The sequence below is a fragment of the Cohnella zeiphila genome, from assembly GCF_014212055.1.
GTDB lineage: Bacteria > Bacillota > Bacilli > Paenibacillales > Paenibacillaceae > Cohnella > Cohnella zeiphila.
The window spans coordinates 39,148-65,885 of sequence record NZ_JACJVO010000038.1 but is presented as its reverse complement, the minus strand read 5'-3'; the positions used below and the strand labels follow the sequence as shown (position 1 = coordinate 65,885).

At 58.6% G+C, this 26,738-nt stretch carries 20 protein-coding genes; 2 read left to right on the top strand and 18 right to left on the bottom strand.

The genetic code is table 11. From position 1 onward, the window contains the following. Positions 1 to 840 precede the first annotated feature (840 nt). From H7C18_RS28705 to H7C18_RS28690, 4 genes are all read right to left on the bottom strand, one after another. The gene (locus H7C18_RS28705; protein WP_185132558.1) at positions 841 to 1,056 is read right to left on the bottom strand and encodes an aldehyde dehydrogenase family protein; all 216 of its coding nucleotides are present in this window, start codon (positions 1,054 to 1,056) and stop codon (positions 841 to 843) included. A 57-nt stretch (positions 1,057 to 1,113) separates the two neighbouring features. Continuing rightward, positions 1,114 to 2,046, bottom strand: a complete 933-nt coding sequence (locus tag H7C18_RS28700; RefSeq protein ID WP_185132557.1) for an alpha/beta hydrolase — start codon at positions 2,044 to 2,046, stop codon at positions 1,114 to 1,116. A 387-nt stretch (positions 2,047 to 2,433) separates the two neighbouring features. Further along, positions 2,434 to 3,246 carry a TrmH family RNA methyltransferase gene (locus H7C18_RS28695; protein WP_185132556.1) on the bottom strand — a complete coding sequence of 271 codons (813 nt, stop codon included), beginning with the start codon at positions 3,244 to 3,246 and terminating at the stop codon, positions 2,434 to 2,436. Beyond that, positions 3,233 to 3,898 carry a potassium channel family protein gene (locus H7C18_RS28690; RefSeq protein ID WP_185132555.1) on the bottom strand — a complete coding sequence of 222 codons (666 nt, stop codon included), beginning with the start codon at positions 3,896 to 3,898 and terminating at the stop codon, positions 3,233 to 3,235. The genes H7C18_RS28695 and H7C18_RS28690 overlap by 14 nt, the downstream gene beginning before the upstream one ends. A 183-nt stretch (positions 3,899 to 4,081) precedes the next feature. Here H7C18_RS28690 and sspI point away from each other — a divergent pair, with 183 nt between their 5' ends. After that, positions 4,082 to 4,309, top strand: coding sequence for a small acid-soluble spore protein SspI (gene sspI / locus H7C18_RS28685; RefSeq protein WP_337913919.1), 228 nt, complete (start codon positions 4,082 to 4,084; stop codon positions 4,307 to 4,309). Here sspI and H7C18_RS28680 read toward each other — a convergent pair. The 6 genes from H7C18_RS28680 to H7C18_RS28655 all read right to left on the bottom strand — a co-directional run bounded on the left by H7C18_RS28680 (position 4,285) and on the right by H7C18_RS28655 (position 12,760). Further along, positions 4,285 to 5,463, bottom strand: a complete 1,179-nt coding sequence (locus H7C18_RS28680) for an alpha-D-ribose 1-methylphosphonate 5-triphosphate diphosphatase (RefSeq protein ID WP_185132554.1) — start codon at positions 5,461 to 5,463, stop codon at positions 4,285 to 4,287. The genes sspI and H7C18_RS28680 overlap by 25 nt on opposite strands. A 127-nt stretch (positions 5,464 to 5,590) precedes the next feature. Further along, on the bottom strand, positions 5,591 to 7,765 hold the full coding sequence (locus tag H7C18_RS28675; RefSeq protein ID WP_185132553.1) for a beta-galactosidase: 2,175 nt from the start codon (positions 7,763 to 7,765) through the stop codon (positions 5,591 to 5,593). A 28-nt stretch (positions 7,766 to 7,793) separates the two neighbouring features. Then, positions 7,794 to 9,140, bottom strand: a complete 1,347-nt coding sequence (locus H7C18_RS28670) for a glycoside hydrolase family 30 protein (protein ID WP_185132552.1) — start codon at positions 9,138 to 9,140, stop codon at positions 7,794 to 7,796. A gap of 126 nt (positions 9,141 to 9,266) precedes the next feature. Further along, a complete protein-coding gene (locus tag H7C18_RS28665; protein WP_185132551.1) occupies positions 9,267 to 10,898 on the bottom strand; it encodes an extracellular solute-binding protein in 1,632 nt (543 codons plus the stop codon). Between the two features lie 51 nt (positions 10,899 to 10,949). Then, entirely contained in the window at positions 10,950 to 11,831 is an 882-nt protein-coding gene (locus tag H7C18_RS28660; RefSeq protein WP_185132550.1) for a carbohydrate ABC transporter permease, read from the bottom strand. A gap of 14 nt (positions 11,832 to 11,845) precedes the next feature. After that, positions 11,846 to 12,760: an ABC transporter permease gene (locus H7C18_RS28655; RefSeq protein WP_185132549.1), complete on the bottom strand. Its 915-nt coding sequence runs from the start codon at positions 12,758 to 12,760 to the stop codon at positions 11,846 to 11,848. Positions 12,761 to 13,040: 280 nt separating this feature from the next. Between H7C18_RS28655 and H7C18_RS28650 the strand changes: the two genes are divergently transcribed. Continuing rightward, complete coding sequence (locus H7C18_RS28650) at positions 13,041 to 14,045, top strand: LacI family DNA-binding transcriptional regulator (protein ID WP_185132548.1); 1,005 nt, start codon at positions 13,041 to 13,043, stop codon at positions 14,043 to 14,045. Between the two features lie 378 nt (positions 14,046 to 14,423). On the opposite strand, the gene H7C18_RS28645 is transcribed toward H7C18_RS28650, so the two are convergent. From H7C18_RS28645 to H7C18_RS28610, 8 genes are all read right to left on the bottom strand, one after another. Continuing rightward, positions 14,424 to 16,166, bottom strand: a complete 1,743-nt coding sequence (locus tag H7C18_RS28645) for a hypothetical protein (RefSeq protein ID WP_185132561.1) — start codon at positions 16,164 to 16,166, stop codon at positions 14,424 to 14,426. Positions 16,167 to 16,206: 40 nt separating this feature from the next. Beyond that, positions 16,207 to 17,079, bottom strand: coding sequence for a carbohydrate ABC transporter permease (locus H7C18_RS28640; RefSeq protein WP_185132547.1), 873 nt, complete (start codon positions 17,077 to 17,079; stop codon positions 16,207 to 16,209). A gap of 28 nt (positions 17,080 to 17,107) precedes the next feature. After that, the gene (locus H7C18_RS28635; RefSeq protein ID WP_185132546.1) at positions 17,108 to 18,010 is read right to left on the bottom strand and encodes an ABC transporter permease; all 903 of its coding nucleotides are present in this window, start codon (positions 18,008 to 18,010) and stop codon (positions 17,108 to 17,110) included. Between the two features lie 60 nt (positions 18,011 to 18,070). Further along, positions 18,071 to 19,726: an extracellular solute-binding protein gene (locus H7C18_RS28630; RefSeq protein ID WP_185132545.1), complete on the bottom strand. Its 1,656-nt coding sequence runs from the start codon at positions 19,724 to 19,726 to the stop codon at positions 18,071 to 18,073. 328 nt (positions 19,727 to 20,054) lie between these two features. Beyond that, positions 20,055 to 22,322, bottom strand: a complete 2,268-nt coding sequence (locus tag H7C18_RS28625) for a helix-turn-helix domain-containing protein (protein WP_185132544.1) — start codon at positions 22,320 to 22,322, stop codon at positions 20,055 to 20,057. 259 nt (positions 22,323 to 22,581) lie between these two features. After that, on the bottom strand, positions 22,582 to 24,168 hold the full coding sequence (locus H7C18_RS28620; RefSeq protein WP_185132543.1) for a peptide chain release factor 3: 1,587 nt from the start codon (positions 24,166 to 24,168) through the stop codon (positions 22,582 to 22,584). Positions 24,169 to 24,461: 293 nt separating this feature from the next. Beyond that, positions 24,462 to 25,982 (bottom strand): MDR family MFS transporter, encoded by a 1,521-nt coding sequence (locus H7C18_RS28615; protein ID WP_185132542.1) that lies wholly within the window; start codon positions 25,980 to 25,982, stop codon positions 24,462 to 24,464. Between the two features lie 207 nt (positions 25,983 to 26,189). Next, positions 26,190 to 26,651 carry an SgcJ/EcaC family oxidoreductase gene (locus H7C18_RS28610; RefSeq protein ID WP_185132541.1) on the bottom strand — a complete coding sequence of 154 codons (462 nt, stop codon included), beginning with the start codon at positions 26,649 to 26,651 and terminating at the stop codon, positions 26,190 to 26,192. Positions 26,652 to 26,738: the final 87 nt, after the last annotated feature.

Genomic DNA, 26,738 nt, shown 5'->3' with positions numbered 1-26,738 from the left:
TGTTACAGATTATGAGATTCAACTGAGAGGCTAAAAACATCATGCGATTTACACAGCCTCTCAGATAGGACAAAATTTCGTTACAATCGTCAAGTTTGAGCACTTCAATAGAGGATACAAGTTTATCCCAGGCATCACGGCCTCTAGCGCCATGAAGGAATCAATCCCTTCATGGTGCACTTTTATGAGTACCTTCCATAGATTGGCGACAAAGGAAGCTTCCAAATAAAACGGACATATGTAAAAATCCTGATTTTGTGGAGTAGAACGTTAAAGCGTCACAGCATTAAAGCAGTAATGCGTGATGAAGTTAAAAGAACAATGACCGTAACCACGCCGCGGGCTCACCCGATAACTTTGTGATGTACTCTGGTCACTCCGGATTCGGCCAGCACGGCGCGATCGGAAAGACAACGGCCCCGCGGGGGAAGCGCTCCTATGCTTTTTCTAAGTTCGAGCCAGGAGACCGGCTACGTCCGCCCTGCGGCACAGCTCCATCAGGCCGCGCTCCACAATGTAGCGTCAGCATTCGAGCACCACAACCGCCTGTGGATAACGCACACCTGCAAGCGGGGTTACCCACAACGCGAAATAAAAGGACGCTTTGCTACCGCAAAGCACCATCCCCTATTTCAAGAACTGTGATGTAAGCCCGCCCACACCCGGCCGACATTGCCGGCCTGCGGTTTGTGCTCCTCTATGAAGGGAAAGCTTTTGGCAAGATCGGCGTAGGCGGCATAAACCGCGCCGACGCCATCCGCGTTGGCTACCGCCATATGGTGGATGAGTCCGGCTTCCAGAGTCCATGCCCGCGCCACCTCGGAGGCGCGAGCGTCAAATTCAGCGCCCAAAGCACGCAGATAGCCGGGCCCGTTCGTTGTGTGTCATCCGAGGCCAGGGACCCTTGTCGAATGCCTTGCGTGCCGCCGTGACGGCTCGTTCGACATCATCGGCCTGCGCTTCCGCGAAGGTGGCAAATACGTCCTCCGTCGCTGAATTGATCACATCGAAGCGCGAGGAGCTTGAGGGGTCGACCCATTCGCCGCCGATGAACAAAGCGGAGGGGTGTTGGATAGAGACTGCTTCGGTGATGGATATGCCTGGCTCCTCGCCTTACGCGCTCAGGTGCTTCGAGTAGAAGAGCACAAGACGGTCGATCGCGGGATTCACGTATTCGGGCTTGTAATACATGTCGTAGTGACCGGCGCCCTCGACCACGAAGATGTCCTTGTCGGCAGCGGGAGAGAGATCGAACAGCCGGTGCCCGGCCTCAAATTGACCGGTATTGCCGCGTTTTCCGCCAACGACGACCTGAAGCGGTTGGGTCAGCAGCTCAGGCACCAGATGGAAAGCGTCGAAGCTGAGCAGTTCGGCGTAGCTCGAAAAGAGCAAGCGATTGGTCGAGTTGGGATGGCGGTAGGACGATTCCCGATAGAATTTGACTGCTTCAAACACCTCCGGGTCCCTGATCCCTGCCGCCTCGGCCTCTTTCAGGCTGTCTGGAATCCAGGGATCGCGCCGCGGCTCGCCACCTCGCGCTTCGGCAGTGCGCTGCTTGCCAACATCCTTAAGCTTCTTGAGAAGCTCTTCCTTAGGCTGCATCTGCCGGAAAGCACTGCCGATGTCGTTGGCGACGACCGTTCCAATTGCCCTGAATCGGTGTTCGGTAAGCGCCGCGTTGATTGCATAGCCCCCGCCAGCACAGATGCCGAGCAGGCCGACCCGTTCCTCGTCCACAAATGGCTCTGTCATGAGATAATCAACGGCGCAGCGAATGTCCTCGACACGAACCGCCGGGTCTTCCAGATCACGGGGCACGCCGCCACTGTCGCCCTGATATGACGGATCGAAAGTAAGGGCGACGAAGCCGCGCTCTGCGAGCTTTTCCGCATAGATCGCCCCGATCTGCTCTTTAACACTGCTACCCGGAGTGGCGAGCACGATTGCCGCGTATGTCTTGCTCGCATCGAAGCCATTCGGGAGATGGATATTTCCCGCAACGTCGATGCTTCGGTTTTTGAACGATATGCGTTTCAAATGTCCCATCCTTCCATTATCCTTAGGTCGATCAGCAGCGTGGACGGGCGCGGCCGCTACTGCTGCGGTCGCACTCGCAGCGATTAGGACGCCACGTCTGGAAATCATGATGTTTGAGGTCTGCCATGCCACTTGAATCCTCGCAGGGTGCCATCCAAAACCTTTTAGGAGGTTCATTCCATGAGAATAAATCAACTTCGCCGGCGGGTAACTCAGTTCAGCCAACTCTTCCACGACTTGTGAGATTAATGGATCCACTAACTCTCCCTCTCAGATACGCGAAAGAATATCCTTATTAAATCAAGGAAATCAGGCTATCTTGAATTATCCGCTCTGTGACAAACAACGTTCCAACTAGTGACAAAGTGAATTACAACTCACATCTTATAATAGAAATTATGTAAATTTCCGCTGACGCTGCGATTCGAACAGCAGAACGGTAGCCGCCATGGCGACGTTGAGCGATTCCGCTTGGCCGGTCATCGGAATGATGATCGCCTGGTCGACCGAATTCTCGACCTCCGGCGAGAGGCCGCTTCCTTCGTTGCCGAAGACGAGCCATGTGCCTGGGCCGGCCAAGTCGCAGTCGTAGCAGCTGGCCGCGGCCCGGAGGCTGGTGCCGTATACTTTCGCCCCCCGCTTCCGCGCCTCCGGAAGCAGCGCCGTCAGGTCCGCTTCCAGCACCGGGATATGGAACAAGGTTCCCATCGTAGCGCGAAGCGTCTTCGCGTTGTACAGATCGGCGGTTCCCCGCCCGAGCACGATGGCGGCGGCACCGCTGGCGGCGGCGCTGCGGACGATGGTGCCGACGTTGCCGGGATCCTGCACGCCGTCCAGCGCGACCACCGGTCCGCCGTTCCCTCCGGCCCATAACGCGTCCGGCGCATGCTCCTTCTTCCGGGCGACCGCGAAGACCGGCTGAGGCGTCTCGGTACCGGCGCACCTCGCGATGACGTCCGGAGAGACCGGAATCCAGGTCGGTCCGCTAACGGAATCCGCCAAAGCTTGCAGCTCTGGGGGAATGCCGAGTCCCTCTTCGTATGCGACGTGCTCGAGCGGCCAGCCCGCCGCCAGCGCTTCCGCGACCAAGTGGACGCCATCGATCAGGAACCTGCCTTCGCGCTCCCTGTACTTTCGCTCCGATAGCTTGGCCCATCCCTTCACGCGGGGATTGGCGGCCGAGACGATCGCGGGCTCAAGGCTGGGCATACGCCTGCTCCAGCTTGTTCAAGTGCTCGTTGCGGCCGACGATGACCAGAACGTCGTTCTCCCGGAGCGGCTCGTCCGGACGCGGGGCGATGTCCATGTCTTCGCCGCGTTTGATCGCCAGCACGTTGCAGTTGTACTTGGCCCGAATATCGAGCTGCTTCAAGTTTTTGCCGTACAACGCGGTCGGCAGCTTCATGTCGACGATGCTGTGGTCCGTCGACAGTTCGATATGCTCGAGAATGTTCGGGGAGATCAGGTGGTGGGCGACGCGCAGTCCCATATCCCGTTCCGGGAAAATCACCTTGTCGGCGCCGATCTTGTTGAGCACCTTCCCGTGCAGTTCCGACTGCGCTTTGACGATGATGTTCGAAACGCCCATATCTTTCAGGATCAGCGTCGTCAGAATGCTCGACTGGATATCTTGTCCGATCGCGACGACGACCACGTCGAAATTGCGGATGCCGAGCGCCCGCATCGCTTCCTCGTCCGTCGAATCGGCCGAAACGGCATGCGTGACGATATGGGCGACGTCCTGGACGCGTTCGGCATCTTCGTCGACCGCCAGCACCTCGTAACCCATCTCCGACAGAAATTTCGCAATGCTCGATCCGAAGCGGCCGAGCCCGATAATGGCGAATTGCTTTTTGGCCATGAAACATGATCTCTCCCTTACCCGTTCGCTCTTCTTGCTACATTATACCACAATTCCGGCCCCGTTCCGCCGAACCCTCTCCCGGAGCCGTCGGCATAACCGGCCGCACCGGAGGGAACTCTAATCCGGCACGGCACGAATCGCCCCATCACCCACGATCACCACACACGAGGAGGTTTGGCTGTGGCGGCAACCATGAGCTTGCGGGAAGCCATTATCAAGCGGGTCGAGGACAAGAACGACGCCGAGCTCCAGGAAGTGATCCAGGATTCGATCGGCAACGCGGAAGTGACGCTGCCCGGCCTGGGCGTGCTGTTCGAGATCATCTGGCAGCACAGCGCGGCCGAAGACCGGCAACGAATGGTCAAAACCTTGCACGATCAAATTCAAAACTCTTCGCCGAACTCGTAATCCTTCGTCTGCTGCACGACCGTTCCCTGAACGACCGTCCGGCTTGCTACCGGATGCCCGCTTACCTTGCGCACGATCAGCAGATCGGCCCGCTTGCCGGGCTGAAGCGAGCCGAGCTCGCCTTCCAGCCCGAGCGCCCGGGCCGGCTGCAGCGTCGCCATGGCGACAGCTTCCGGAAGCGGCACGCCCTGCGCTTCCAGCATGAAGATCGCTTGCAGCATCGAAGCCGGGTGGTAGTCGGAGCAAATCATATGCGCCGCCCCCGCCTTCACCGCGTCGATCGCCGACAAATTGCGGTCGTGCGAGCCTCCCCTCACGATATTCGGAGCTCCTACGCATACGTAAAGCCCCTTCTGTTCCGCATAAACCGCCGTCTCGAGATTCAGCGGGAATTCGGTCACATTCGCGCCCAAAGAGATCGACCGGTCCACTTGGTCCGGCGTATCGTCGTCGTGCGACGCGATCGCGAGCCCGAGCCGCTTCGCTTCGGCCGCCAGCGCCTTTAGCGCTTCCCGATCGATCCGGCTCCGCCGTTCCTCCAGCTCCTCGACGATCCGTCCGACTTCCTGCAAGTCCACTCCTTGGTTTTTCATCACGTAGCGCTCGAAAGCCCCCGGCCGCTTATACTGCCCGATTCCCGGCGCATGATCCATGAAAGACAGGTAATGGACAAGCCCTTCCCGAAGAAATTGCTGAGCCAAGGGCAATCCGGACAAGTACGAAATTTCGTAACGCAGATGAACCCGGTGTCGGATCATTCCCCGCTCTCGCCGCATCCGGTCGATCAACCGGACGAGGTCCGACAGAAAGTTCTCTCCCCGCAGACTCAGGCCGGTTCCCAGCGACAACGAGTGGTACATCGTCGTGATGCCGTGCGCGGCGAGCTTCCGTTCGTATTGCAGGAAAGCCATCTCCATCGGAAAAAAAGTGTTCGGACGAGGCTCGACCTCCTTCTCGATCGCGTCGCAGTGCAGATCGACAAGCCCGGGGAGCACCCATGCCCCATTCGCGTCCAGCGCTTCCTCCTCGGCGGGCGCCGAACCGCCCGGAGCGATCCGTTCGATCCGCCCGTCCCGGATCGCCACGTCCGCTACCTCCGTCCGGTCCGGCAGCACGACTTGCCCGCCCGTGATCCACCAGCGCTTCCGCGTCATCCCGATCGCCTCCCCATCTTCATTTCCCTATTTTACACAGCGGCGGCCGTTTTCTTCAACCGAGCCTTCATCCAAAAAAAGCGAGAAGCCGTCCCAAGGGAACGACTCCATACTTTTGACCGATTACTCATAGGCTCCGAACGCGAATCTCGTCATCCGGGTTCAGACCGACCGCTTCCCATTCCGGCTCCGAGGAATCCGTCCGTTCGAAATAAAGATCGCAAGGCGCGTCGGCCTCCACCGTCCGGTCTCCGCAGCGGATCTGCGGCGCGGCGTACGACTGCTCGAATTCGTGCAGCCCCTTCACGACGCCGGCGGCCAGCCGTCCGCCTTCTACGCGGACAATGGCGGAAGACTTCGCCGGCAGCCGGACTTCGAGCTCGACGTCCCCATGCCGGACCCTGTAGGTCCACGCCTCTTCCTTCAGCCCCAGAACGAAGAAATGACTTATATCGCGCTCGCCGTCCCGGTGCACCCAAACCTGGGCGTCCGACTCCAGCTCCGGCTTCGCGCCGAGCTCCGCCAGCAATTCCAGGAACGCTCCGGAGGACCCCTCCGCCGCCAACAGGTTCGCTTCCCGGTAGGCGACCGCGCCGGTCCCGACGGCATAAACGCCATCCTTCGGCGGCGCCTCACCGAAAAGCGCTTCCCGCAGCGTGGCGCAAGGCCGCATCCGCTCATCCAGCGCGGGAACATCTCCCACGAGCGCCAGCTTGCCGCCGCTTCTCACATACGCCGCCAGATCGCGCTGCACCTGCTCCGCCATGAAGAACCCGCCGGCCAACGCGAGGACCGGGTAACGCTCCGCGGAAGGCGCGCCGTCGGCCAGGTTCAGCATCGCATAGTCCATATTGACGCTCCGCACCGCGGCCTGGAACCGGTCGAAGCCGTCTTTGCCGACGTGGGCCGGCCGGCGGCCCAGCTTCGCGATCCGCTCGTCCATGCCCCAACAGGCGAGCTGCGCGTAGCCGTTGTAGACGCCCCATGCGACCGGCATCGGCGACTCGCAGCCGAGCAGCTCTTCGCCGAACCGCGCGAAGTAGCGGTTGAGCAGCTTCATCGAGCGGTACTTCGGCGTCAACTCGCCCGTCTCGCCGATCGGCGAGCAGTCCGGATACGGCTTCTCCTGCATCGTGTCGATGCCGTCGTCCCACTGGTCGGTCCCGACGGCGGTGTAAATATTGTAGCCCGTCGCTCCGCCCGCCACCGCCATGACCGTCTGGAAGAACGGAATGGCCGTGTAGCGGTACCGGTAATCGTACAGCTTCGAGAAGCCCCAGTTCTCCTCCAGGTTCGGGCCGCGCCCCCGCTTCGTCAGCAGCAGATATCGGTTGAACGCCGACGCGTCGTGGGAGACGACGCCGATCCAGTTCGTGTAGCCGTAGTTCTGGCCCGCGAACTTCTCGATCTCCAGCCGGTTGAACCAGTCGTCGTAGCCCTCCGGCCGATCGTGCGGCGGATTCAGGTTCAGAATGTACGGCAGCTCCGTCCGGATCGCGGCGCCCCACTCCTCGTACAGCCGCCGCATGTAGTCCGACTGGTACTCCGCCCAATCTAGATACGCGAGCAGGTCCTCTTCCTTCTCCACATTCCCCGGTGCCGCCGGCGGCTCGATCTCTTCGTAGTCCGCGAATTCGGTCCGGTGCGCCTCGTTATAGCTTGCGATCGAACCGTACTTCCGCTCGATGAATTGACGGAAACGGGCTTTGGAGCTGACCGAGTAGTCGTAGTCCGTCACTTCGTGCTGGGCGTCGGAATAGACGCCTTCGTTCAAAATTTGCAGCGCGACGATCGGTCCCGCAGGGTAAGCGTTCGGCCGGATCAGCTCGCGGTCCACGATCCCGAACCAATCCCGCACCATGCCCTCGAACGCCGGATCGGTCGGCGCGGGAAGCTCCTTGTGCCATTTTCTCCGCTCGCCACGGCCATTCAGCATCGGATCGATCGCCTCGGCCTGCTCCGGGCTGACGAAGTCCGGCAGACCGCCGTAGTCGGTCTCCGCGTGGATGAACGGGCCGGGCTTGAGAAGCGCGAGCAGCCCTTTCTCCGCGCACAGGCGGATGAACGCCTTGACGTTGCGGTTCGGCCGCGTCTCGCCCGTGAAGTCGATCCGTCCGTTTACGGCGTGGTGCCGCCACGGAACGTAGAACGAGACGATGCCGATGTGCGCGGCCTTCAGCTTTTCCAGCCGGTCGCCCCAATTCGCGGGATCGTCGCGGTAATACGGATAATCCGCCGAGAGCAGAAACGTCCGCTTGCCGTTCATATAAAAGATTCCGTTTTTCATGATGATTTCGTTCAATGCTGTTCCCTCCCGGTGATGCAAAAAGTTACCATTTAAACGTGACGGCGGCTTCTCCCGGCAAACGGTAATGCCAAGCGCGGCCGCCGCATTCGAAGCGGATGTCCTGTTCCTCTTCCGTCCGGCTGGAAACGATCAGAACGGTGGAACCGTCCGGATTGCGGAACGCGGCCGTCTCCAGCTCGTCCCGATAGTCGGTCGATTCGAGGCGATAAGCTCCCGGAACGACGAACTTGCTAATATGGCCCATCGTATAATAGTCCAGGTTGTAAGTGACTTCCCTTGTCGCTTGATCGATCCGGATCAATCCGCGGCATGTGCTGTTCGACAGCACGGTCGGACCGTTGCGCTCGTCCAGGGCGACGTTCCACCAGACGACCGAGTTCGAGCCGTTGCGCACGCTGCGGACGACATGCTTCATCTGCGTCAGATAGGCTTCCCGGAACGGCGGGATCCACGCGCCGCCCGACGCTTCCGTGAACCAAATTTCCGTCCCGGGAAAAGCATCCCCGACGACGGACATCGCCTCATGCTCGCCGCCGTAGCAATGCCAGGCCGTGCCCGCTACATAGCGGGCGCAAGCCGGATCGCCAAGCACTTTTATCGCATAGTCGGTAATGTCCCAATTGTGGTCGTAACACAATACTTTGGTGTCAAGCCCTGCAGCCTCGATCGCGGGACCTAGATGGTCGCGGATGAACGTCAACTGCTCTTCCGCCGTCATGATCATGCCCGGATATTCTTTCGGCTCGTAGCCCGGCTCGTTCTGGACGGTGATCCGCGGAATCCGGAAGCCTTCCGCCTCGTAAGCTTTCAGAAACGCTACGAAATAGTTCGCGTAAGCCGGATAGCACTCCGGACGCAGCGTTCCCGCGATCATTCGCCCCGACGTCTTCATCCAGCCCGGCGGGCTCCACGGCGACGCCATCAGCTGCAGATCCGGACGCAGCGCCTTCGCTTCCCGAAGCAGAGGGAGAATGTAAGCCCGGTCGTGATCGATCGAGAACCGCCGCAGCTCGAAATCTTCCTCATCCTCCGGAGCGTCGTCGTAGCTGTATTCCTTGGTCGTATAGTCGGAGGAGCCGATCGGCTGGCGAAGCAGCGTCAGCCCGATGCCTTCCTCCCGGTCGAACAGCTTCTTCATGACCGTCTCGCGCGAAGGTTCGTCCAGAAGCGCTCCGACCAGCCACGCCGACGCATCGGTGAACGACGCCCCGAAGCCTTCCATCCGCTGGCGGCGCGCTTCCTCGTCGATCCGAATCCGCCTTCCGCCGAACGCCGGATCGTCTCCGGAAGCCGCCGATGCGCCCTGATCTTGCGGATCCAGCAACTTCCGTCCGTCGACCGTCGTCAGCCAAGTTTCGATAGTACCCATATGCACTTCGCTCCTTTCACTGGATAGAAAAAAGCGAGAGACGATGGAACCTTGGCGGGACGATCCGCTGCTCGCGTTCGTCCCGCCGGCCGTTCCGCATCTCTCGCGTCGGCTAATCGATTACCGTTACTTAATGCCCTTTTCGTCGAAATAAGCGTTGGCTTGTTCTTTGACGTAATCCAGAATCTTGTCGACGCCGGCCGCTTTCAGTTTGCTGCGGTACGTTTCCAGCGCTTTCTCCGGATCGGGGACGAGGCCCATCATCAGCGGCTGCCCGTATTGCTTGAACACTTGGTTGACGGCCGCCACTTGCGATTTGACCGGCTCGTAGTCCATCGTGATCGGATCGAAGATGTTCGGCTTGCTCTCGGCGGCGAACTCTTTGTTCAGAGCGTCCATGCCGTCCCAGCCGCCCTTCGTCTGCAGCATGTTCGGCTGGTAACGCCAGCCCCAGCTCGTAATATCGTAAGGCTTCCAGTCCTTGCTCACCGTCATGCCGGCCGGAGGCGTATCCATCGTCTTGCCGTCCGCTTCGAGCGAATAGTGCGTGCCCTCGATGCCGTACGTCATCAAACGGAAGTAGGTCGGGTCGTTGCGCAGCTTGTCGAGCACCATGAGCGACCGCTCCGGATTCTGCGAGCTCTTCGGGATCGCCATCGCGTTCGCCATCGGCAGCGTCGGAATCGCGTAGTTATGGAACCGCGTGAACGGGAAGTAGGCGAGCTTGTAGTCCGGATTCGTCTTCGAGACGTCGGTGATGAATCCGCCCGCGCCCGGAGCGTTCCGCCAGTAGATCGCGCCCGTTCCGGCCTTGATCAGATCGCCGGCTTCCGTCTGCTGCGACAGCGTGTTGGACGCCCAGAAGCCTTTGTCCGCCCACGTCTTCATCCGCTTCACGAATTCTTCGAATTGCGGCGTGAACGGATATTCGACGATGTCGCGCGGGTTGTCGTAGGAAGAGGATGCGATGACGCTGCCTTCTCCGCCGTAGACCTTGAAGTCGTAATAATCCGTAAAGAGCGTATAGACTTCGTTCCAGGCTTTGCCGCCGATCGGAGTGACGCCCTTCTTGTTCTTCTTGACGCCGTCCATGTAGGCTTCCAGGGAATCCAGGTCCTTGATCTCGGGCAGGTTCAGCTCCTCGCGCCAGTCTTCGCGATAAACGAGACCGTTCGGCGTATACTCCGGATTCGTGTTCGGCACGGCGTAGATCTTGCCGCCGACGGTAGCCGTATCCCAGTCTTCCTGCGGAACTTCCTTCCACGTCTGCGGCGCGTAGGTCGGCAGCAGGCCGGTCAGGTCCATGAACGCGCCTTGTTTCGCATATTTATAGTAGTTGGCCCAGCTGGACGCGAACACCATATCGATCTTCTCGCCGGATGCGAGCAGCAGGTTGTATTTGCTCTGCCAGTCGTTCCACGAAGTGAAGTTCAATTTGACCGTCGCGTTCAGGTCTTTCTCCAGCATCTTGTTCCATTCGTCCATTACTTTCGGGGTGTCCGCATGCGCGTCTCCGAGCACGTACCAGTTCAACTGTACTTTCTTCGACGTATCCGGCTTCGCCGCCGTATCGGCAGCCGAAGCGCCGGCCGAAGCTCCGCTGGCCGCCGGCGAGCCCGCTGCCGGCGTACTGGCCGAAGCGCTTGCCGAAGCGCTCGCCCCGCCGTTATTCGAATTGCCTCCGCACGCAGCCAGCAGAGCGGCCGACAACGTCAGCGGAACGGCGGCCGAAGTCCACTTCAAACGTTTGTGTAACATGTGCATCCCCCTAAGAATGAGAATAAATATATGTTAGCCGGAGGTCCGGTTCTAACCTTTGACCGCGCCGATCGTCAACCCTTTGACGAAATAGCGCTGCAAGAACGGATAGAGCAGAATGATCGGGCCGGTGACGACGACCGCCGCCGCCATCTTGAGCGTTTCCGTCGGCGGCTGGAAGTTCGGCGACAGGTTGCCCGCGATGCTCGTTTTGAGAACCGAGGCGCTCGCAAGAATTTTATAGAGCAGGAATTGCAGCGGCACCTTGCTGTCGGTCGTGATGAACAGGTTGGCGGTAAACCAATCGTTCCAATAGCCGAGCGCCATGAACAGGCCGATCGTCGCCAGTCCCGGCGTGGAGAGCGGCAGGATGAGCCGGAAGTAAATCCGGAAATCGCCGGCGCCGTCGATCTTGGCGGATTCGACAATCGAATCTGGAATCGATTTCATGAAGTTTTTCATCAGAATGATGTTCCAGGCGCTGAGCAAGCCCGGCACGACGAGCGACGTGTACGTGTCCTTCATGTCCAGGTAGTTGACGATCAGGATATACCACGGAATGAGGCCGCCGCTGAACAAAGTGGTGAAGTAAATGTAGAACGCGAGCCCGTTGCGGTATTTGAACTCCTTACGGGACAGAACGTAGCCCGCCATCGAGGTCAGGAACAAGCCGACCGCCGTGCCGGCCACCGTCACCAGGATCGAAACCTTGTACGCCTGGTAGATTTGAGCCGGATTCGTGAACATCGCGCGGTAGGCATCCAGCGAGAAATGCTTGGGAATCAGCTGGAAGCCCGAGGCGATAATGTCCGTCTCCGAGCTGAGCGAGCCCGTGATGATAACCAGGAACGGAACCAGGCACAGGATCGACAGAATCGACAGGAATACGTAGCCGATCGCATTGAACGCGATCGTGGATTTTTCCATCTTCATCTTGGCCGGTCCCCCTAGAATAAAGCGTAATCTTCGCGCGTCTTGCGAATGATGTAGTTGACGCAGAGCACAAGCAGCATCCCGAACAGCGACTGGTACAATCCGGCCGCCGTGCCCATGCCGATGTCGAAGTTGACGGCGAGAGAGCGGTAGACGTAAGTATCGATGATGTCCGTGGAGTTGAACAGCGAACCGTTCTGGCCGACGATCTGGTAGAACAGGTCGAACTGTCCTTTGAGAATGCCGCCCAGGCTGAGCAGAATGAGCAGGATGAACGTCGGCACCAGCATCGGGATCGTAATGCTCCGCACCCGCTGGAAGATGTTCGCGCCGTCGATCTTCGCGGCCTCGTAATATTCCTCGCTGAAGCCCATGATCGCCGCCAGATAAATGACCGTCCCGTAGCCGAGCCCCTTCCAGACGTGGAAGAACACGATGATGTACTTCCAAGGCGCGGTATGCATGTAGAAGTCGTAATGGGGAAGGCCGAGCTGCGCCATCAGCGACGGAACGAGACCGTTCTGCGAGCTGAACAGATTGAGCACGAAAGCGCCCACAAGAACGAACGAGATGAAGAACGGCAGGAACATGACCGACTGCGACGTCTTCTTGAACCATCGGCCCGGCAATTCCGCCAGGAAGATCGCGCAGACCAGCTGCAAGAAATTGCTGAGAAGGATGAACACGATGTTATAGAGAATCGTGTTGCGGGTCAGCGTGACCAGCTCGCCGGAGCTGACCAGGAATTTGAAGTTGTCGAAGCCGACGAACGGACTGCCGAACAGCCCTCCGTCGAAGCTGTAGTTCGTAAAAGCGTAATAGACGCCGACCATCGGAATGTAGCTGAACAAAGCGAAAAACAGCAGTGCGGGAGCGATCATCAAGAACAGAACCCGGTTTCTCGCCACTTCTCTGAAAAAACCGATCATGGCTGCACCTCCGTACCCCATACAGGAAAATAAAGAACAAGTCGATTCGTTCTTTGGCTGTGAAACGCATCACTCCCGGCACAATAATGAAATCGATTTCCAAAAGAAAAGAATTTCACATTTCATTTCCGAATCGACAATCCCTTTCAAACATTGCAATCTCGTGCACATGTCCGAATCGAATCGCTGAAACTTTATTGAAATCGATTTCAGTTTGAATTATAATGGGCTCAACAAGTTCCTGTCAAACAAAAATTTGAATGCAGAGTTGAGGATGACCATGGATATTAAGATCGTCGATGTTGCAAGCAAAGCGAACGTCTCTCCGGCGACCGTATCCCGCGTTCTGAACGGCCACTCCTACGTCAAATCGTCGACAAGAGAAAAGGTGATGCGGGCCATCGAAAGCCTAGGCTACCATCCGAACGCGGTCGCCAAAAATTTGCGTTCCCAACGTTCGATGACGATCGGCGTCATCGTGCCGGATATTAACGCCTCCTACTTCGCGGAGATCATCAAAGGCATCGAGAACATGGCCTATTCCCGCAAATACCGGGTGATCATCTGCGACGCGGAGAATCAACAGGACAAGGAGATGGAGTATCTCGGCTTGCTGATGAGCCGGACGGTGGACGGGATGATTCTCGTCACGCCTTCCACGGCGGATGAGGAGATCGTCCGATTGACCGACAAAGGCTACGAGGTCGCCGTCATCGGCCGAGCTGTCGAACATCCGAAGGTGCCGTGCATTTTCACGGACAACGTGAAGTTCTCGAAGGAAGTCGTGGATTATCTCGTCTCCCTTGGCCACCGGGATATCGTCTTCCTGAGCGGCTACGCCAACGCGGTCGACAGCTTCGAACGGTTGGAAGGTTATTTGAAAGGGTTGAAGGAGCACCACATTCCGTTCCGTCCCGAACTGGTCGAGAACGGCAACTTCAACGAACGCGGCGGATACGAGGCGATGAAGCGGCTGCTGGACAAGGGACTCGGGTTCACGGCGGTCTATGCCGCGAACGACGAGATGGCGCTCGGGGTTTACAAGGCGTGCGACGAGGCCGGCCTTCGCATCCCGGAGCAGCTCTCCGTCGTCGGCGTCGACAACAACCGGATCAGCAAATATATCACGCCGGCCCTGACGACCGTCAATCAGCCCAAATACGCGATGGGCGCCGTCATCGCCGAGAAGCTCATCGACCAGATGAACGCCGACGAATTCAGCGAGAAACGGGTGTTCAAAGTCGATTCCGAACTCATCGTCCGGCAATCCTCCGGTTCCTTGTAAAACAACCCCGCAAAGTGGCGCTGGGCTCCGAAGCTTACTCAGGTACTTTGCGGGGGCCCCGGGAACTTATAAATTCTTATATGTTGTAAGAATAACGTCTTACGGCGTCCTTGTACGAGGAGCTAAGCTTATAGATGCTCTATCGTTGAAATTTCAAGGGGAAAATCTCCTTCTAATTTCCTCAAATATCATAAATTTGCACAATGAAAGGGAAAACCTCCCGTTCATCATGCTCATTGGCTCCTTTTGAGGAGTTGCGGCATGAAATAACGGGAGGTTTTCCTGTTCATCCGCTTCTTGCCGAGGTTTCCACTTCTATTTAGGGGGAGAAATTCCTGCTCGTTCTCTCGATTGAACTCCATCCATCCGATCCGATTCTCACACATCGGCGGAAGGAGAAAGGCGAATCCGAATCCGCCGTTCGAACGGCGTCACCAGATTGATCAGCAGCGTCCGGCAGTTCGCCGGATAGTTCGCTTCCCGCACCGTCTTCGCCGTGTGCTCCAGGGCGCCTCCTTCGATCTCCATCCAGTCGCCGTCCGCTTCCAGACGCACCGTTCCGCCCTTCCAGAGCCACGTTCCGGCCTCGGCCGGATCGAGATCCCCTCCGCTCAGGACGCCGTCCGCGGCCAGCACGAGCGAGAGTTGCGTTACCGTCTCTTCCGGCTCCGAGGCGCGAATCGCCACTTCCCACCCGTCCTCCGTTTCCCGGACCTCCGCTTCTACGCGATGACGCTGCAAGTGCGTCTGCGGCCGGCGATGGTGGGGCAGCAAGTACCAGGGACTGACCGGTTCGCCGGCCGTCGGCGGGAGATGAGAGGACGGCACCGGGCCGAAATATCCTTTTTGCTGTTCCCCGGCGAGAAGATAACCGTTCTCCGTCGGAGTCAGGCGGTTCATCGGCACGAAGCCGGGCTCGAAGTAAGAAGCGGCTTGAACGCCAAGCAGCCGCACGGCGCCATGCCGGAGAGCGAAGAAGGACGGCGTCTCGGCGCTGACGGTCGCGCTGGTCCTTCCGTGGCGGATTCTCGCAACGGGCGCCCCGAAGTCGGGATGCAGCCGGCTGTAGACGATGCGGCCCTGATGGCCCGCGCCGCCCATCTCCGCCAGATAGCGCTCGCGCGGGAAATCGCCGTTGATCAGCACCCGGTACTCCGTCGGCAGCGCCGCAGGTTCAACTGCCCGATGCTGCAGGCGCTCGTCCAGCAGCAGCCGGACGGCGGCGTTCGCCGGCGCGCTGCCGGGATGCTTCATGAACCCGAGCGCCAGCTCCGCCGCCGCCTGGAACTGAGGGTCGGCATCCTCATGGGCCAGCATGGCGTAAGGCAAATAGTAGGAGGATAGATCGTGCCTTTGCCCGAAATCCTGCCGTCCGGAATAATCCGTCACGACGTCCCCGTCGGGATGGATCAGGTAGGTCATCATGCGCAGATTGGCGCGCACCGGCTCCAGCAGCTCCGGCCGCCCCAGCAGCCGGGCCGCATGAGCGAGCATCATGTCGCTGACCGCGTTATAGATGCCGTTGCTGCGTTCAGTCCATTCGCCGTCCGGCGTGATGTCCATGCCTTCCGCCAGCCATTGCTCCGCCCGCTCCGCCGCTTCGCGCGCTCCGAACAGCTGACGGAGAAAACCGAGGGCGGCGCACAGCACCCAGCGATGGTTCGGCGTATGACAGCCTCCGGACACGAGCGCCGGAATCGTCCGTCTCAGGAACAGCCGAACGTCCCGGGCCGCTTGCGCCGTCTCTTCCCCGCCATCCCGTTCTAGCAGCTGGCAGACCTGGGCGTAGCCCACGACGACGAACGCGGTGTCCGGCGGCGAATGGAAGTTCGTAAACCCGGGCGAGATCGTCCCGTCCGGGTGCTGCGCCCGCAGCATGTAGCCTGCCGCCAGCTCCAGCCGGCCGATCAGTTCGCGGTCGCGGTAATACCGCGAGGCCGGATTGCACAGCGCCGCCGCCCAGACCGCCATCGTCACCGGCGTGCCGGTGGAATGGTTCGGCGAGGCGAGCCCGTTGTCCGGGCTGATCACGCCGCCGTAATAGCGGCTTTCGCGGTCCAGAACCTGCCGTTCCAGCCCCTTCTGAACCCATTCGTCGTTTATTGCAAAAACCGGATGCATGTTCACGTCGTCTCCTCCCGATTCGTAAGTGTTGCCCGATTCATCCCTTCACCGCGCCGAGCATGACTCCGTTGACGAAATAACGCTGCAGCCACGGATAGACCAGCAAAATCGGAACGGTAGCGAACATGACGCTGGCCGCCTTCAAGCTTTCCGGAGCCGCACGGGTGACGCCCGGCCCTTCGTTCGCGGTCAAGTCCGTAATCATGTTGTTCTGCACCAGCTGATACAGCTTGAGCTGCAGCGGATACAATTCCGACTTCGTAATGTAAAGCAGCGTGTCCTGGAACCCGTTCCATCGTCCCACCGCATAGAACAGACTGAGCGTCGTCAGCACCGGAAGAGAAAGCGGCAGCACGACGCGGACCAGGATGCCAAGCGGGGTCGCTCCGTCGATCTCGGCCGCTTCCTCCAGGCTTGCCGGAATGCCGCCCATGAAAGAGATCAGAATGATCAAATAGAAAGGACTGATCAGTCCCGGCAGCACCAGCGACCAGATCGTGTTGAGCAGATGAAGGTCCTTCACCAGAATGTACTCCGGGATAATGCCGCCGCTGAAAAACATCGTGATCAGAATGATGACCATGATCAACTTCTTGCCCTTGAGCCCGCGCTTGGTCAGCGGATAGCCCGCCGCAATGGTCATGGCCATGCACAGCACCGTCGACAGCACCGTCAGCAAGACGGTGAAGCCCAGCGAATGAATCATCGTCATGTCGGAGAATACGCTCCGATATGCATGAAGATCGAATTCGACCGGCAGCAGCGTCACTTCCCCGGACGTCACGGCCCGGTTGGAGCTGAACGAGATCGCCAGGATATGAATGAAGGGCGCCAGGCAGATCAGAACGGAGACCGTCAGCAGAATCAGATTGATGCCGTCGAACAGCCGGTTTGACATACGATTGTTCAACTCGTTCGCGCTCCTTTCCGCAAAATTCTCATAGAATGCCTTCGTCGGTAAGCTTCTTCGAAGCGAAGTTGGCGCTGAGCACGAAGATCAGCCCCACGACCGCCTGGAACAGTCCGACGACGGTGGCAAGGGTGTATTGCCCCGATTCCAAGCCCGTCCGGTACACGAAAGTGCTCAGAACGTCGGAGTAATCCAGCACCGCTTTGTTGCCGATGACGAACGGGCGATCGAAGCCGATCGTCATCATGTTGCCGAGGTTGATGATCAGCAGCGTGACGATCGTCGTCTTCACCCCCGGAAGCGTAATGTGCCAGATCCGCTTGAACCGTCCGGCACCGTCCACTTCGGCCGCCTCGAACAGCTCGCGGTTGATGCCCGTCATCGCCGCCAGGTACAGAATCGTGCCCCACCCCGCGCTCTGCCACACGCCGGTCAGCAGGTAAATGACAAGCCACCAAGTCTTATCCGTCAGGAACGGGACGGCATCCAGGCCGAGCCGGTCGAGCAGGTTGTTGATCATGCCCGATTGCGTCCCGAACAGCTGGTATACGATGCCGCCTATAATAACCCACGAGATGAAGTGGGGAATATACAGAATCGTCTGCGACAGCCGCTTGAACCACATCGGCCTTGCTTCGAACAGCATGACGGCCAGCAGCAGCGGAGCCGGAAAAGATACGATCAAGTCCAGCAGGTTCAACATCAGCGTATTACGAAGAGTCCGGTAGAAATCCTGCATGTGGAACACCTCTCGGAAGGCGTCCATGCCGATCCACTTGCTGCCCGTAATGCCCTGAAAAAAGTTGAAGTCTTTAAACGCGATCTGAACGCCCCACATCGGGCTGTAGCGAAAAATAAAGAAATAGGCAAGAGGCAGAACCAGCAGCGCGTACAATTGCCAGTAACGCCGCAAGTAAACGATTCCTCTCATCGCGATCCTCCTCTTAGGGAAGGCGGCCCGCAAGCCGCCTTCCTCCCGTTCATTCGCCGCTTATTTAGACTGCATGGCTTGGTAGGCTTTGGTCCGCTCGTCCAGAATCGCCTGGCCGCCGCTTTGCATATAGTCTTTCAATGCAGCCTCGTAGGCTTTCTCGAAATCGGCCGGTTTGGCCATCGCCGACTTGACGATGATCTGATCGTACTTGTCCTGCAGAGCCGTTCCGTACTTCGATTCCGCATCGATCGGGTGCCCGAAGCTGATCGGCTTGAACGTGTCGGTGTCGGAGATGTCGAGCGCCTTGCGCACGTCCGCCTGGAATTGCGACGGGAAGCCCGCCACGAACGCCTGCTTGTTCTTCTCGTCGTCGCCGGCGAACTTGCCGTTGGCCAGGATGGCGATGTCGCCGAAGTTGTAGACGCGATTGGTTACGTCCGTCGGAGCGTCTTCCTTGACGACCGGAATGCCGTCCTGCATCGTATAGTTCTCGCCTTCCACGCCGTTCTGCAGCGCGACCATGTTGTCGGTTTGAGACATCCAATCGAGATATTTGACCGCTTCGGCCGCATGCTTGCTCGTTTTCGGAATCATGATGTACATGCCGTTCGAATCGTACGCCGGCTTCGCGTGCGTGCCTTCGGAGTTCGTGAACGGATCGATCGCATCGATCTTGGCCGTCGAGACGTTCTTGAGCAAGTTCGCGTAGCTGCCGTCCGCATAGTACGGATTCGGATAATCTTCCGTAAAGAAGCCGACGAGGCCGTTCTGCACGTCCTGCCCCAGCTGCTTCTTGTCCTCGTCCAGTCCGAAGTCCTTGCTGATCAGCCCTTCATTGTACAGTTTATTGAAAAATTGCATCGCGTCCTTGAAGCCCGGAAGCAGCGTCGGATAATCGTTGGAGCCCAGCTTCTGCGTCAAGGTATACTTCTGCTCGTCGGTCGTCGGCTGAATGAACGACCAGATGAGCGGATCGACTTCCGCAGGCGCGATCGTCATGCCGAACGGAATGACCTTGCCGCCCGTTCCGCCGGGATCCTTCTCTTTAAACGCCTTCAAGGCGTCGTAAAGTTCGTCCGTCGTCGTCGGCTCTTTCATTCCGAGCTTATCGAGCCAGTCCTTGCGGATAAACGACGCGTACTTGCCGGTAATGGAGCGCTTGCCCGGAATCGCGTATTGCTTGCCGTCCAATTGGCCGTAAGCCAGCGTGTCGTCGCCTAGAAACGCTTTCAAATTCGAGCCGTATTGGTTGACGAGATCCGTCACATCGGTCAGACCGCCTTGTTGGGCGTAGCGATAAAACGTGCCGGAATCGTACGTAAACACGATATCGGGAACGTCGCCGCCGCTGGCCATCAGCACATTGAGCTTGTTCAGCTCTTCGGACCGCGGAACCGGCACGAATTCCATCTTTATGTTGTTGGGCGTGCCGAAATGATCCTGGATGTATTTCGTTAAATAGCTGTCCGTAATGGTGTAAGGCTGCGGCGAGTTCCCGCGGTCGAACAATTCCACCTTCAAAGTCGCTTGCTTGCCGGACGGCGCCGCCGAACTCCCGCTTGCCGAGGCGCTGCTGCCGGAAGCCGCCGAGCCGCCGTTCGCCGAGCTGCCGTTCGAATCGGACGAACAGCCCGCCAAGGCGACCGAGGCCGCGATCAGCGCCGCGAGCGAGAAGCTTGCCGGCTTGGCCAGTTTGAACTTGCTTGCTGCCATGTTCCCATCCCCTTTTTTGAACAGATATTGATTTTCGTTGCGATTTGCCGGAGCGGCCGGTAGCCGTCCGGGTGCTCCCAGTATGCCACCCGCCATCTGACGGCGGCAATAAACCAGTTTCGACCCGCTAAACCGTTCGGCATACCGCTTCAAGCCAAGCCGTATGAACCGATTTCGCACGATAAACCATTCTCCCGATCCGCTCTTCGAGCCTCTTTCCTCTTGCCCAAAAAAAAGAAACGGCGGATCTCCCTGACGGAGGAAGATCGCGTCCGTTTCGCGTTCCGTTTTTTCGCCATAAACCATTTTCCTGCAACAAACCGTTTTCTTAGGTGGCCTCGTCCACGGGGGTTGAAGGCCGTGACTTGAGCCTGCGGTAATCTCCCGGCGTTACTCCGACCGTCCGCTTGAACACCCGGCCGAACGAGATCGAGTTGGCATAGCCGACCGCGATGGCGATATCCTGAATCGGCTGATCCGTCTCCGCCAGAAGCTCCTCGGCTCTGCGCATCCGCAATTGGACGAGAAAATCGACGAACTTCATGCCGAATTCCGTCTTGAACAAGTAGCTTGCATATTTGCCGGAGACTTGAAAGCGATCGCTCAAATGTTTTAACGACAGATCCGGATCGTCAAAGTGTTCTTCAATATAGCTTCTCATCTCGCTGATCATGGCCCGGTAGCTCTTCGTCTCGCTGACCGCAACGAAGGTCCGGTAAATGTCCGTCATAAACTCGCCGAATCGGGCTTGCATCTCGTCGAGCGAAGCGGCCTCGTTCAACATTTTCCACGCCGCTTCCGCCTTCTCGCCCGACATTTGGGCGTTGAGCTCCTCCGACACGACGCCCACTTCGCGGCTGAGCATCTGCAGCAGCGTCTGAAGCAGGGAGCGAATCGCTTCGTCTCGGAGCGGTTCCTTGCGGAACGATTCGAACAATTCCTGCAGACGGTTTCTCCAGCCGTCGTTGCTTAAACGGAAGTCCTTCACCAGCTCGGACACCATCGACAAATACGGCAGAACGTGGCTCAGATCGCCTTTGGGCAGCTCATCCCCGACCAGCACGGTCTCTTGGCCGAGCGACAGCCGGTGCTGAAGCGCTTCGGATGCCGAACGGAACGATGCTTCGACGTCCTCCAGCCTTCCCACGGCGGAGCCGATCCCGAACCCTACCGACAGATGAAGCTTCTCTTCCACCCATTTCCGGCAGCTGGCGGCGACGTCCCGAAGCGCTTCGGCTTGTCCGCCTTCTTCGCCCGATAGCGCGACCAGAATGCCGGCGCGCCTTCCGCTAAGCCATTCCATCCAGCTGTGCATGTTCCCGCTCTGGGCCAATTCCTGAAAAACGTTCATCAACGCGAATTTCAACACGTTCTGATCTCGCGCGGAATAGGCTTCCTGGAACCGGTTGTACTCATTCATTTCCGCGAGTACGACCGCATAACCGCCCGAGCCGGCCGATTCCGGGAAGGGGCCGATCTTCCGCAGCCTTTCGGCCAAATCGCGATTCGGATCCTGGCCGCCGATCAGATCGGCGAACAATTGGCTGCGCTGAAGCAGCAGATTCTCGTGATGCTGCTTCTCGTAATCCCTCGACTGGGTGATCAGGCTTTCCAGGGCGCTGTCGATCAGGGCCAGCTCGTCTTTACCCGAAGGCAGCGCGTCGCCGCGAAGCTGAAGGGACTGAAGCCGGCTCATGATGCCCTGAATCGGCCGATAGTTGCGCCGGCTGATATAAATGATGTACACGATGGCCAGCAGCACGGTCAGCACGGCGATCACGATCCAGATGTAAGAGATGACCGAGACCCAGGAATAGAGCTGTCCGGCCTTCAACCCGCTCTCGAACGTCCAGCCGAGCCGGTCCGAATGAATCGTCGTCAGCACCTTGCCTCCGGACTCGGTGCTGCCGTCGGCTTCCCCGTTGTGCGCTTCGAAGATCAGGCTTCCTCCCTCGTCCCGAAGCACAAGGAAGGATACCGAGCCGTTCGTCATGGAATCGATGATGCGTTCGATCTGGTACATATTGATGTTGATAACCATGATTCCCTGGCTGCCGAACGGGAGAGGCAGCCGCTTGTACATCGAGATGACCCGCGTCGCCGTCTCGTCGGTCGAGCCCAAGTCCTTGAAATCGCGAACCTGCGACCATCCTCGTTCGTCCGGATGAAGCAGCGCTTGCTGCAAGAAGTCCCGGTCCGGGAACGCCGCCAGATCCGTTTCCCCCCGATGCGTGAGAACCGTTTGATCGGATGCGCGGTACAAGTAGACCGAGTCGATCAAGTCGCTGCTGTCCATCAGCTTCCGAATGCGGTCGACCGTGTCGTAGAGCAAGCTCTGCCCGGTCGGTGAGCCGTTCAAATAGGAAGGGTAGGTCGAACTCGCTTGCAAATCCTTGAGCACGTTCATTTCGATGTCGGTGACGGAGCGCTCCACGTTCTCCATAATGAAGCGAGTCGAGATCGCATCCGCCTTGGACGTCTCTTTGCGGGAGATTTCATTGACGACCAGGAACGAAAGAAAAACGAGGATCGTAACCGTTACCAAAAAAATCGGGAAATACGATAAAAGGAGCCTGCGATACCAGTTACGCCGCAAGGAGAATTCATCCCTTTCCGCTTGAATGTCCCGCTCCGCGAATGGTGCCGGGCTTGCCGTCCAACGCCGAATGGCGAATAAAGAAAACCGCTTAGGTTAAGCGGTTAACTTTCGTCTTTTCCTTATTGTATCATGTTCCCCCGCTCCTGTCATGAATCCGTTTTCCAAGCTCCGGACTGCCCTTGGGTCAAAGGGAAAGCGCAGTCTCGAAGGAGACTGCGCCTGCAGGCGAATGCATCGGAAAGGCGGGACATGCGCGTCAGGGAGCCGTCTCCAGAAATTTCACGTCCGGCATCCGTTCCATGGCGGTGCGCATCGCGTATTCGTTCTCGAACAGCGCGACGTCGTAATCGTTCTTGTCCTTGACGAGCGTCGAGTTGATGCGGAACTTGGCCGGGTCCAGCTTGTCGGCTACGATCCAGCGGGCGAACTGGAACGGCGTGCGGGCCAGTTGAATGTCGACGCCGTATTCGTTCTTCATCCGGTATTCGAACACGTCGAACTGCAGCTGGCCGACGACGCCGAGATACGTGTCCTCGAACGGGCCGACGGAGCGGAACACCTGAACCATCCCTTCCTCGGTCAGCTGATCCAGCCCTTTGAGATATTGCTTCTGCTTGAGCGCGTTCTTGACGGATACTTTGGCGAAGATCTCCGGCGAGAACGTCGGCAGCTCGTCGAACGTGACGCTGCTCCCTTCGCTGAGCGAATCGCCGATCCGGAAGATGCCGGGATCGAACAAGCCGATGATGTCGCCGGGGTAGGCGGTATCGACGATCTCGCGGTCCTGCGCGAGGAATTGCTGCGGCTGCGCCAGTTTGATATCCTTGCCGACACGGACGTGGCGGACGCTCATGCCGCGCTGGAATTTGCCCGAGCAGATGCGCAGGAACGCCAGCCGGTCGCGGTGCGCCGGGTTCATGTTCGCCTGAATCTTGAAAATATAGCCGGAGAATTTCTCCTGCTCCGGCTCCACCGGTCCGTCGGTGCTGCGGCGCGAAGTCGGCTGGGGAGCCAACTGAAGGAAGTTCTCCAGGAACGTCTGCACGCCGAAGTTGTTGACGGCGCTGCCGAAGAAAACCGGCGTCAGTTGACCCTGCAGAACTTTCTCGTAATCGAACGGATCGCCGGCGACGTCCAGAAGCTCCAAGTCCTGCGCCAGCTGGTCGGCCAGATAGTCGCCGGCCATCTCGCGGATGCGCGGATCGTTGTAGTCCGCGACGGGGCGCACTTCGATCGTGGAGTGATCGTTGCCTTGGAACAGCTCGACCTGGTTTTTCATCCGGTCGTAAACCCCGCTCAATTCGCGGCCCATGCCGATCGGCCAGTTCATCGGCACCGATCGGATGCCGAGCACGCGCTCGATCTCCTCCAGCAGCTCGAACGGATTTTGCCCTTCCCGGTCCAGCTTGTTGATGAACGTGAAGATCGGAATGCCGCGCTTGGCGCAGACTTGGAACAGCTTGATCGTCTGCGCTTCGACGCCTTTGGCCACGTCGATCAGCATGACCGCGCTGTCCGCGGCCGTCAGCGTGCGGTAGGTGTCCTCGCTGAAGTCCTGGTGACCGGGCGTATCCAGAATATTGACGTGCTTGCCGGCGTATTCGAACTGCATGACCGAGGAAGTGACGGAAATCCCGCGCTGCTTCTCGATCTCCATCCAGTCGCTGGTCGCGTGGCGGGCCGCCTTGCGCGCCTTGACCGATCCGGCGATATGAATCGCGCCGCCGTACAGCAGCAGCTTCTCGGTCAGCGTCGTTTTCCCGGCGTCGGGGTGGGAGATGATCGCGAAAGTGCGGCGCTTCTCGATCTCCTGCCGCAGCTCGTCGCGTGTCGATGTGCTCATTGGACGATAATCCCTCTCTGTGCGAAATGATGTCATTCATTATATCACATTCCCCCGCCTGCGCGTGAACGTGCAGGCTGACCGGGAACGGGAGAAATTCGTTGGCGGAAATCCCAACCGCGCAAGCCATTAGATAACCCCAGGAACTTTAAATAACCCCACGAAGTGGGGCTTAACTTCGAAGCATACTCAGGTACTTTGCGGGGACCCCGGGAAACTTATACTTTCTTTATAGATAAGAAAGCTCCCGCCTTCCTCGAAGGATGGCGGGAGCTCGAAAGGCGGTGCGGCGTTTACATGTTCGCGGCGGGAAGCGCTTCTTCCTTCGGCTCCTCCCTCTTCTTGAGCACTTCGTTCTTCAGAAACCAGACGATGACGAATGCCGCGATCGAGAAAGCCAAGCCGATGGTGAAGATGTTCTGGAACGCATGCGAGAATGCGACTTGAACCTTGTCGGCGACGCTCGGATCCAGCCCTTTCGGAATGCCGCCCTTGGCGATCGTAGCCGCCGTCCCCTCCGGAAGCTGATCGCTCAGCTTCATGACGCCGCTCTTGATGTGGTTCGCGAGCAAGCTGCCGAAGACGCTCATGCCGATCGTCATCCCGATCGATTGGAACAGTTGAACGGTCGACAGCGCGATGCCGCTATGCTCCTTGTCGACGGATTCCTGCACGATCAGATTGTCTCCGCCGAACAGCGCGCCCATTCCGACGCCCATGATGACGAACGTTACGATAATGTAGACCACGGACGTGTCGACGTTGACCTGGGTCAGCAGGTACATGCCGATAATCGGCAGAATGAACGAAAGAATGAACAGCGTGCGGTAAGCGACCTTGGTGATCAGGAAGCCGATCAGGATGCTGACGGGAATCGCGCCGGCCATGAACGCCAGGTTCAGATAGCCGGAGCCCGTAGGCGTGAGGCCCATGACATTCTGGGCGAAGAACGGGAACGACGCGATGCCGCCCATCAGCCCCAGCATGAGCACGAACACGAACAGCGACAGCACGACGACGGTGCGATTTTTGAACAAATGCAGCGGAATCAGCGGCTCCTTCGCCCGCATCTCGATGCGCACGAGCAGAGCGAACAGCAGCACGGACAACGCGAGCAATCCGATCACCCAAGGAGACGACCAGCTAAGTCCCCGGTTGTCGATCAGAACGGGAGCGAGCAGCAGCGAGAGCAGGCCGAGCATCAGCGTGAAGGCGCCGGCCCAGTCGATGGACCGCTTCTCTTCGCCTCTTGTCTCCCGCATGCCGATGCCGAGAATCGTGGCCGCGAGCAGTCCGACCGGAATATTGATGAGGAACACCCAGTGCCAGTTGACGTGATCGACGAGGTAACCGCCGACCGTCGGACCCAGCAGCTGCGGCAGGAACATGACCGGCCCGATCATCGCTTGAATCTTGGCGCGCTGTTCCAGCGGATACGTGTCGCCGAGGATGACCATGGCGAGCGGCATCAGTCCGCCGGCGCCGATGCCTTGAATTCCCCGGCCGACCAGCAGCATCGGCATCGACTGCGCGAGGCCGCCGACGATCGAGCCGGCGATGAACAGCCCGACGCAAGTCAGATAGACGCGTTTGCGACCGAACAAATCCGCCAGCTTGCCGAGAATCGGCATAAACATCGTCATCGCCAGCATATAGATGCCGGCTACCCATCCGTATAGCGACAATCCGTGAAGATCGCGGATGATCGTCGGCATTGCCGTCGAGACGACCGTCTCGTCGAGCTCCGCGAAGATCAGTCCGATGAGCAGACCGATCAGCACGAGTACCTTGTTATTTTCTTTAGCTAAAACCATTCTTCCACCTCTAACTCTGTTTCGTTAAGGAAGATCCCTCGAACGGCGGTCAACCGAGTCCGTTGCCGTTCGACGGAGTCCGAAGAGACGGTCGTACGCCCGGCGCCTCCGGGGCCGACCTCTCCTTACGCAACCTAGCTTAAAAATAAAGTATGAACTGAATATGAACTTGTAGGGACGCGGGATCGCGAAGTTTCGGTGTTATGACTACTCGGCCGACGATTTGAAGCGCGGTTGAAACATGCGGCGAGTAAGCCAGTTTAGCTTCTTGATGCGGCAATTGTGGAAGGCGGCGATTTTCCACGCCCCGTCTTGTTTAACGAGCACATTGGTGTTGATGGAATTGCGGCTCGCTTGCGCTTTTTTCTGCCATCTCAGAATGACCGCGCCGGTGACATGGGCAATGGCCAACTCTGAAGTAATAAACCGCAGTTGAATGTCGTTCGGCCCGGCAGAGAGTCTGGAGCCGCGAAGCGGACCGTCCCATAAAGCCTGATGGGATTCGGCAATTTCCTTGCGCCCCTTGAGATGCTGTCCGAAAAAGGTGACGTAATCCGCATCGGGGGTGAAAATTTCGCTGTACGCTTTGCCGTTGCCTTGCGCCCAAGCAAGGGACATGGCCGTAAACAGTTCCCGAATCGCCTGAACGTCATCCTTTTTGTCGATCATCGATTTCCCCCCTTTCCGACTTCGTCGTTGCGATCGTTCCGTCGGGATCGTTGAGCGCCGGCTCTTCCTCTCGGGCGTGTATCGGTT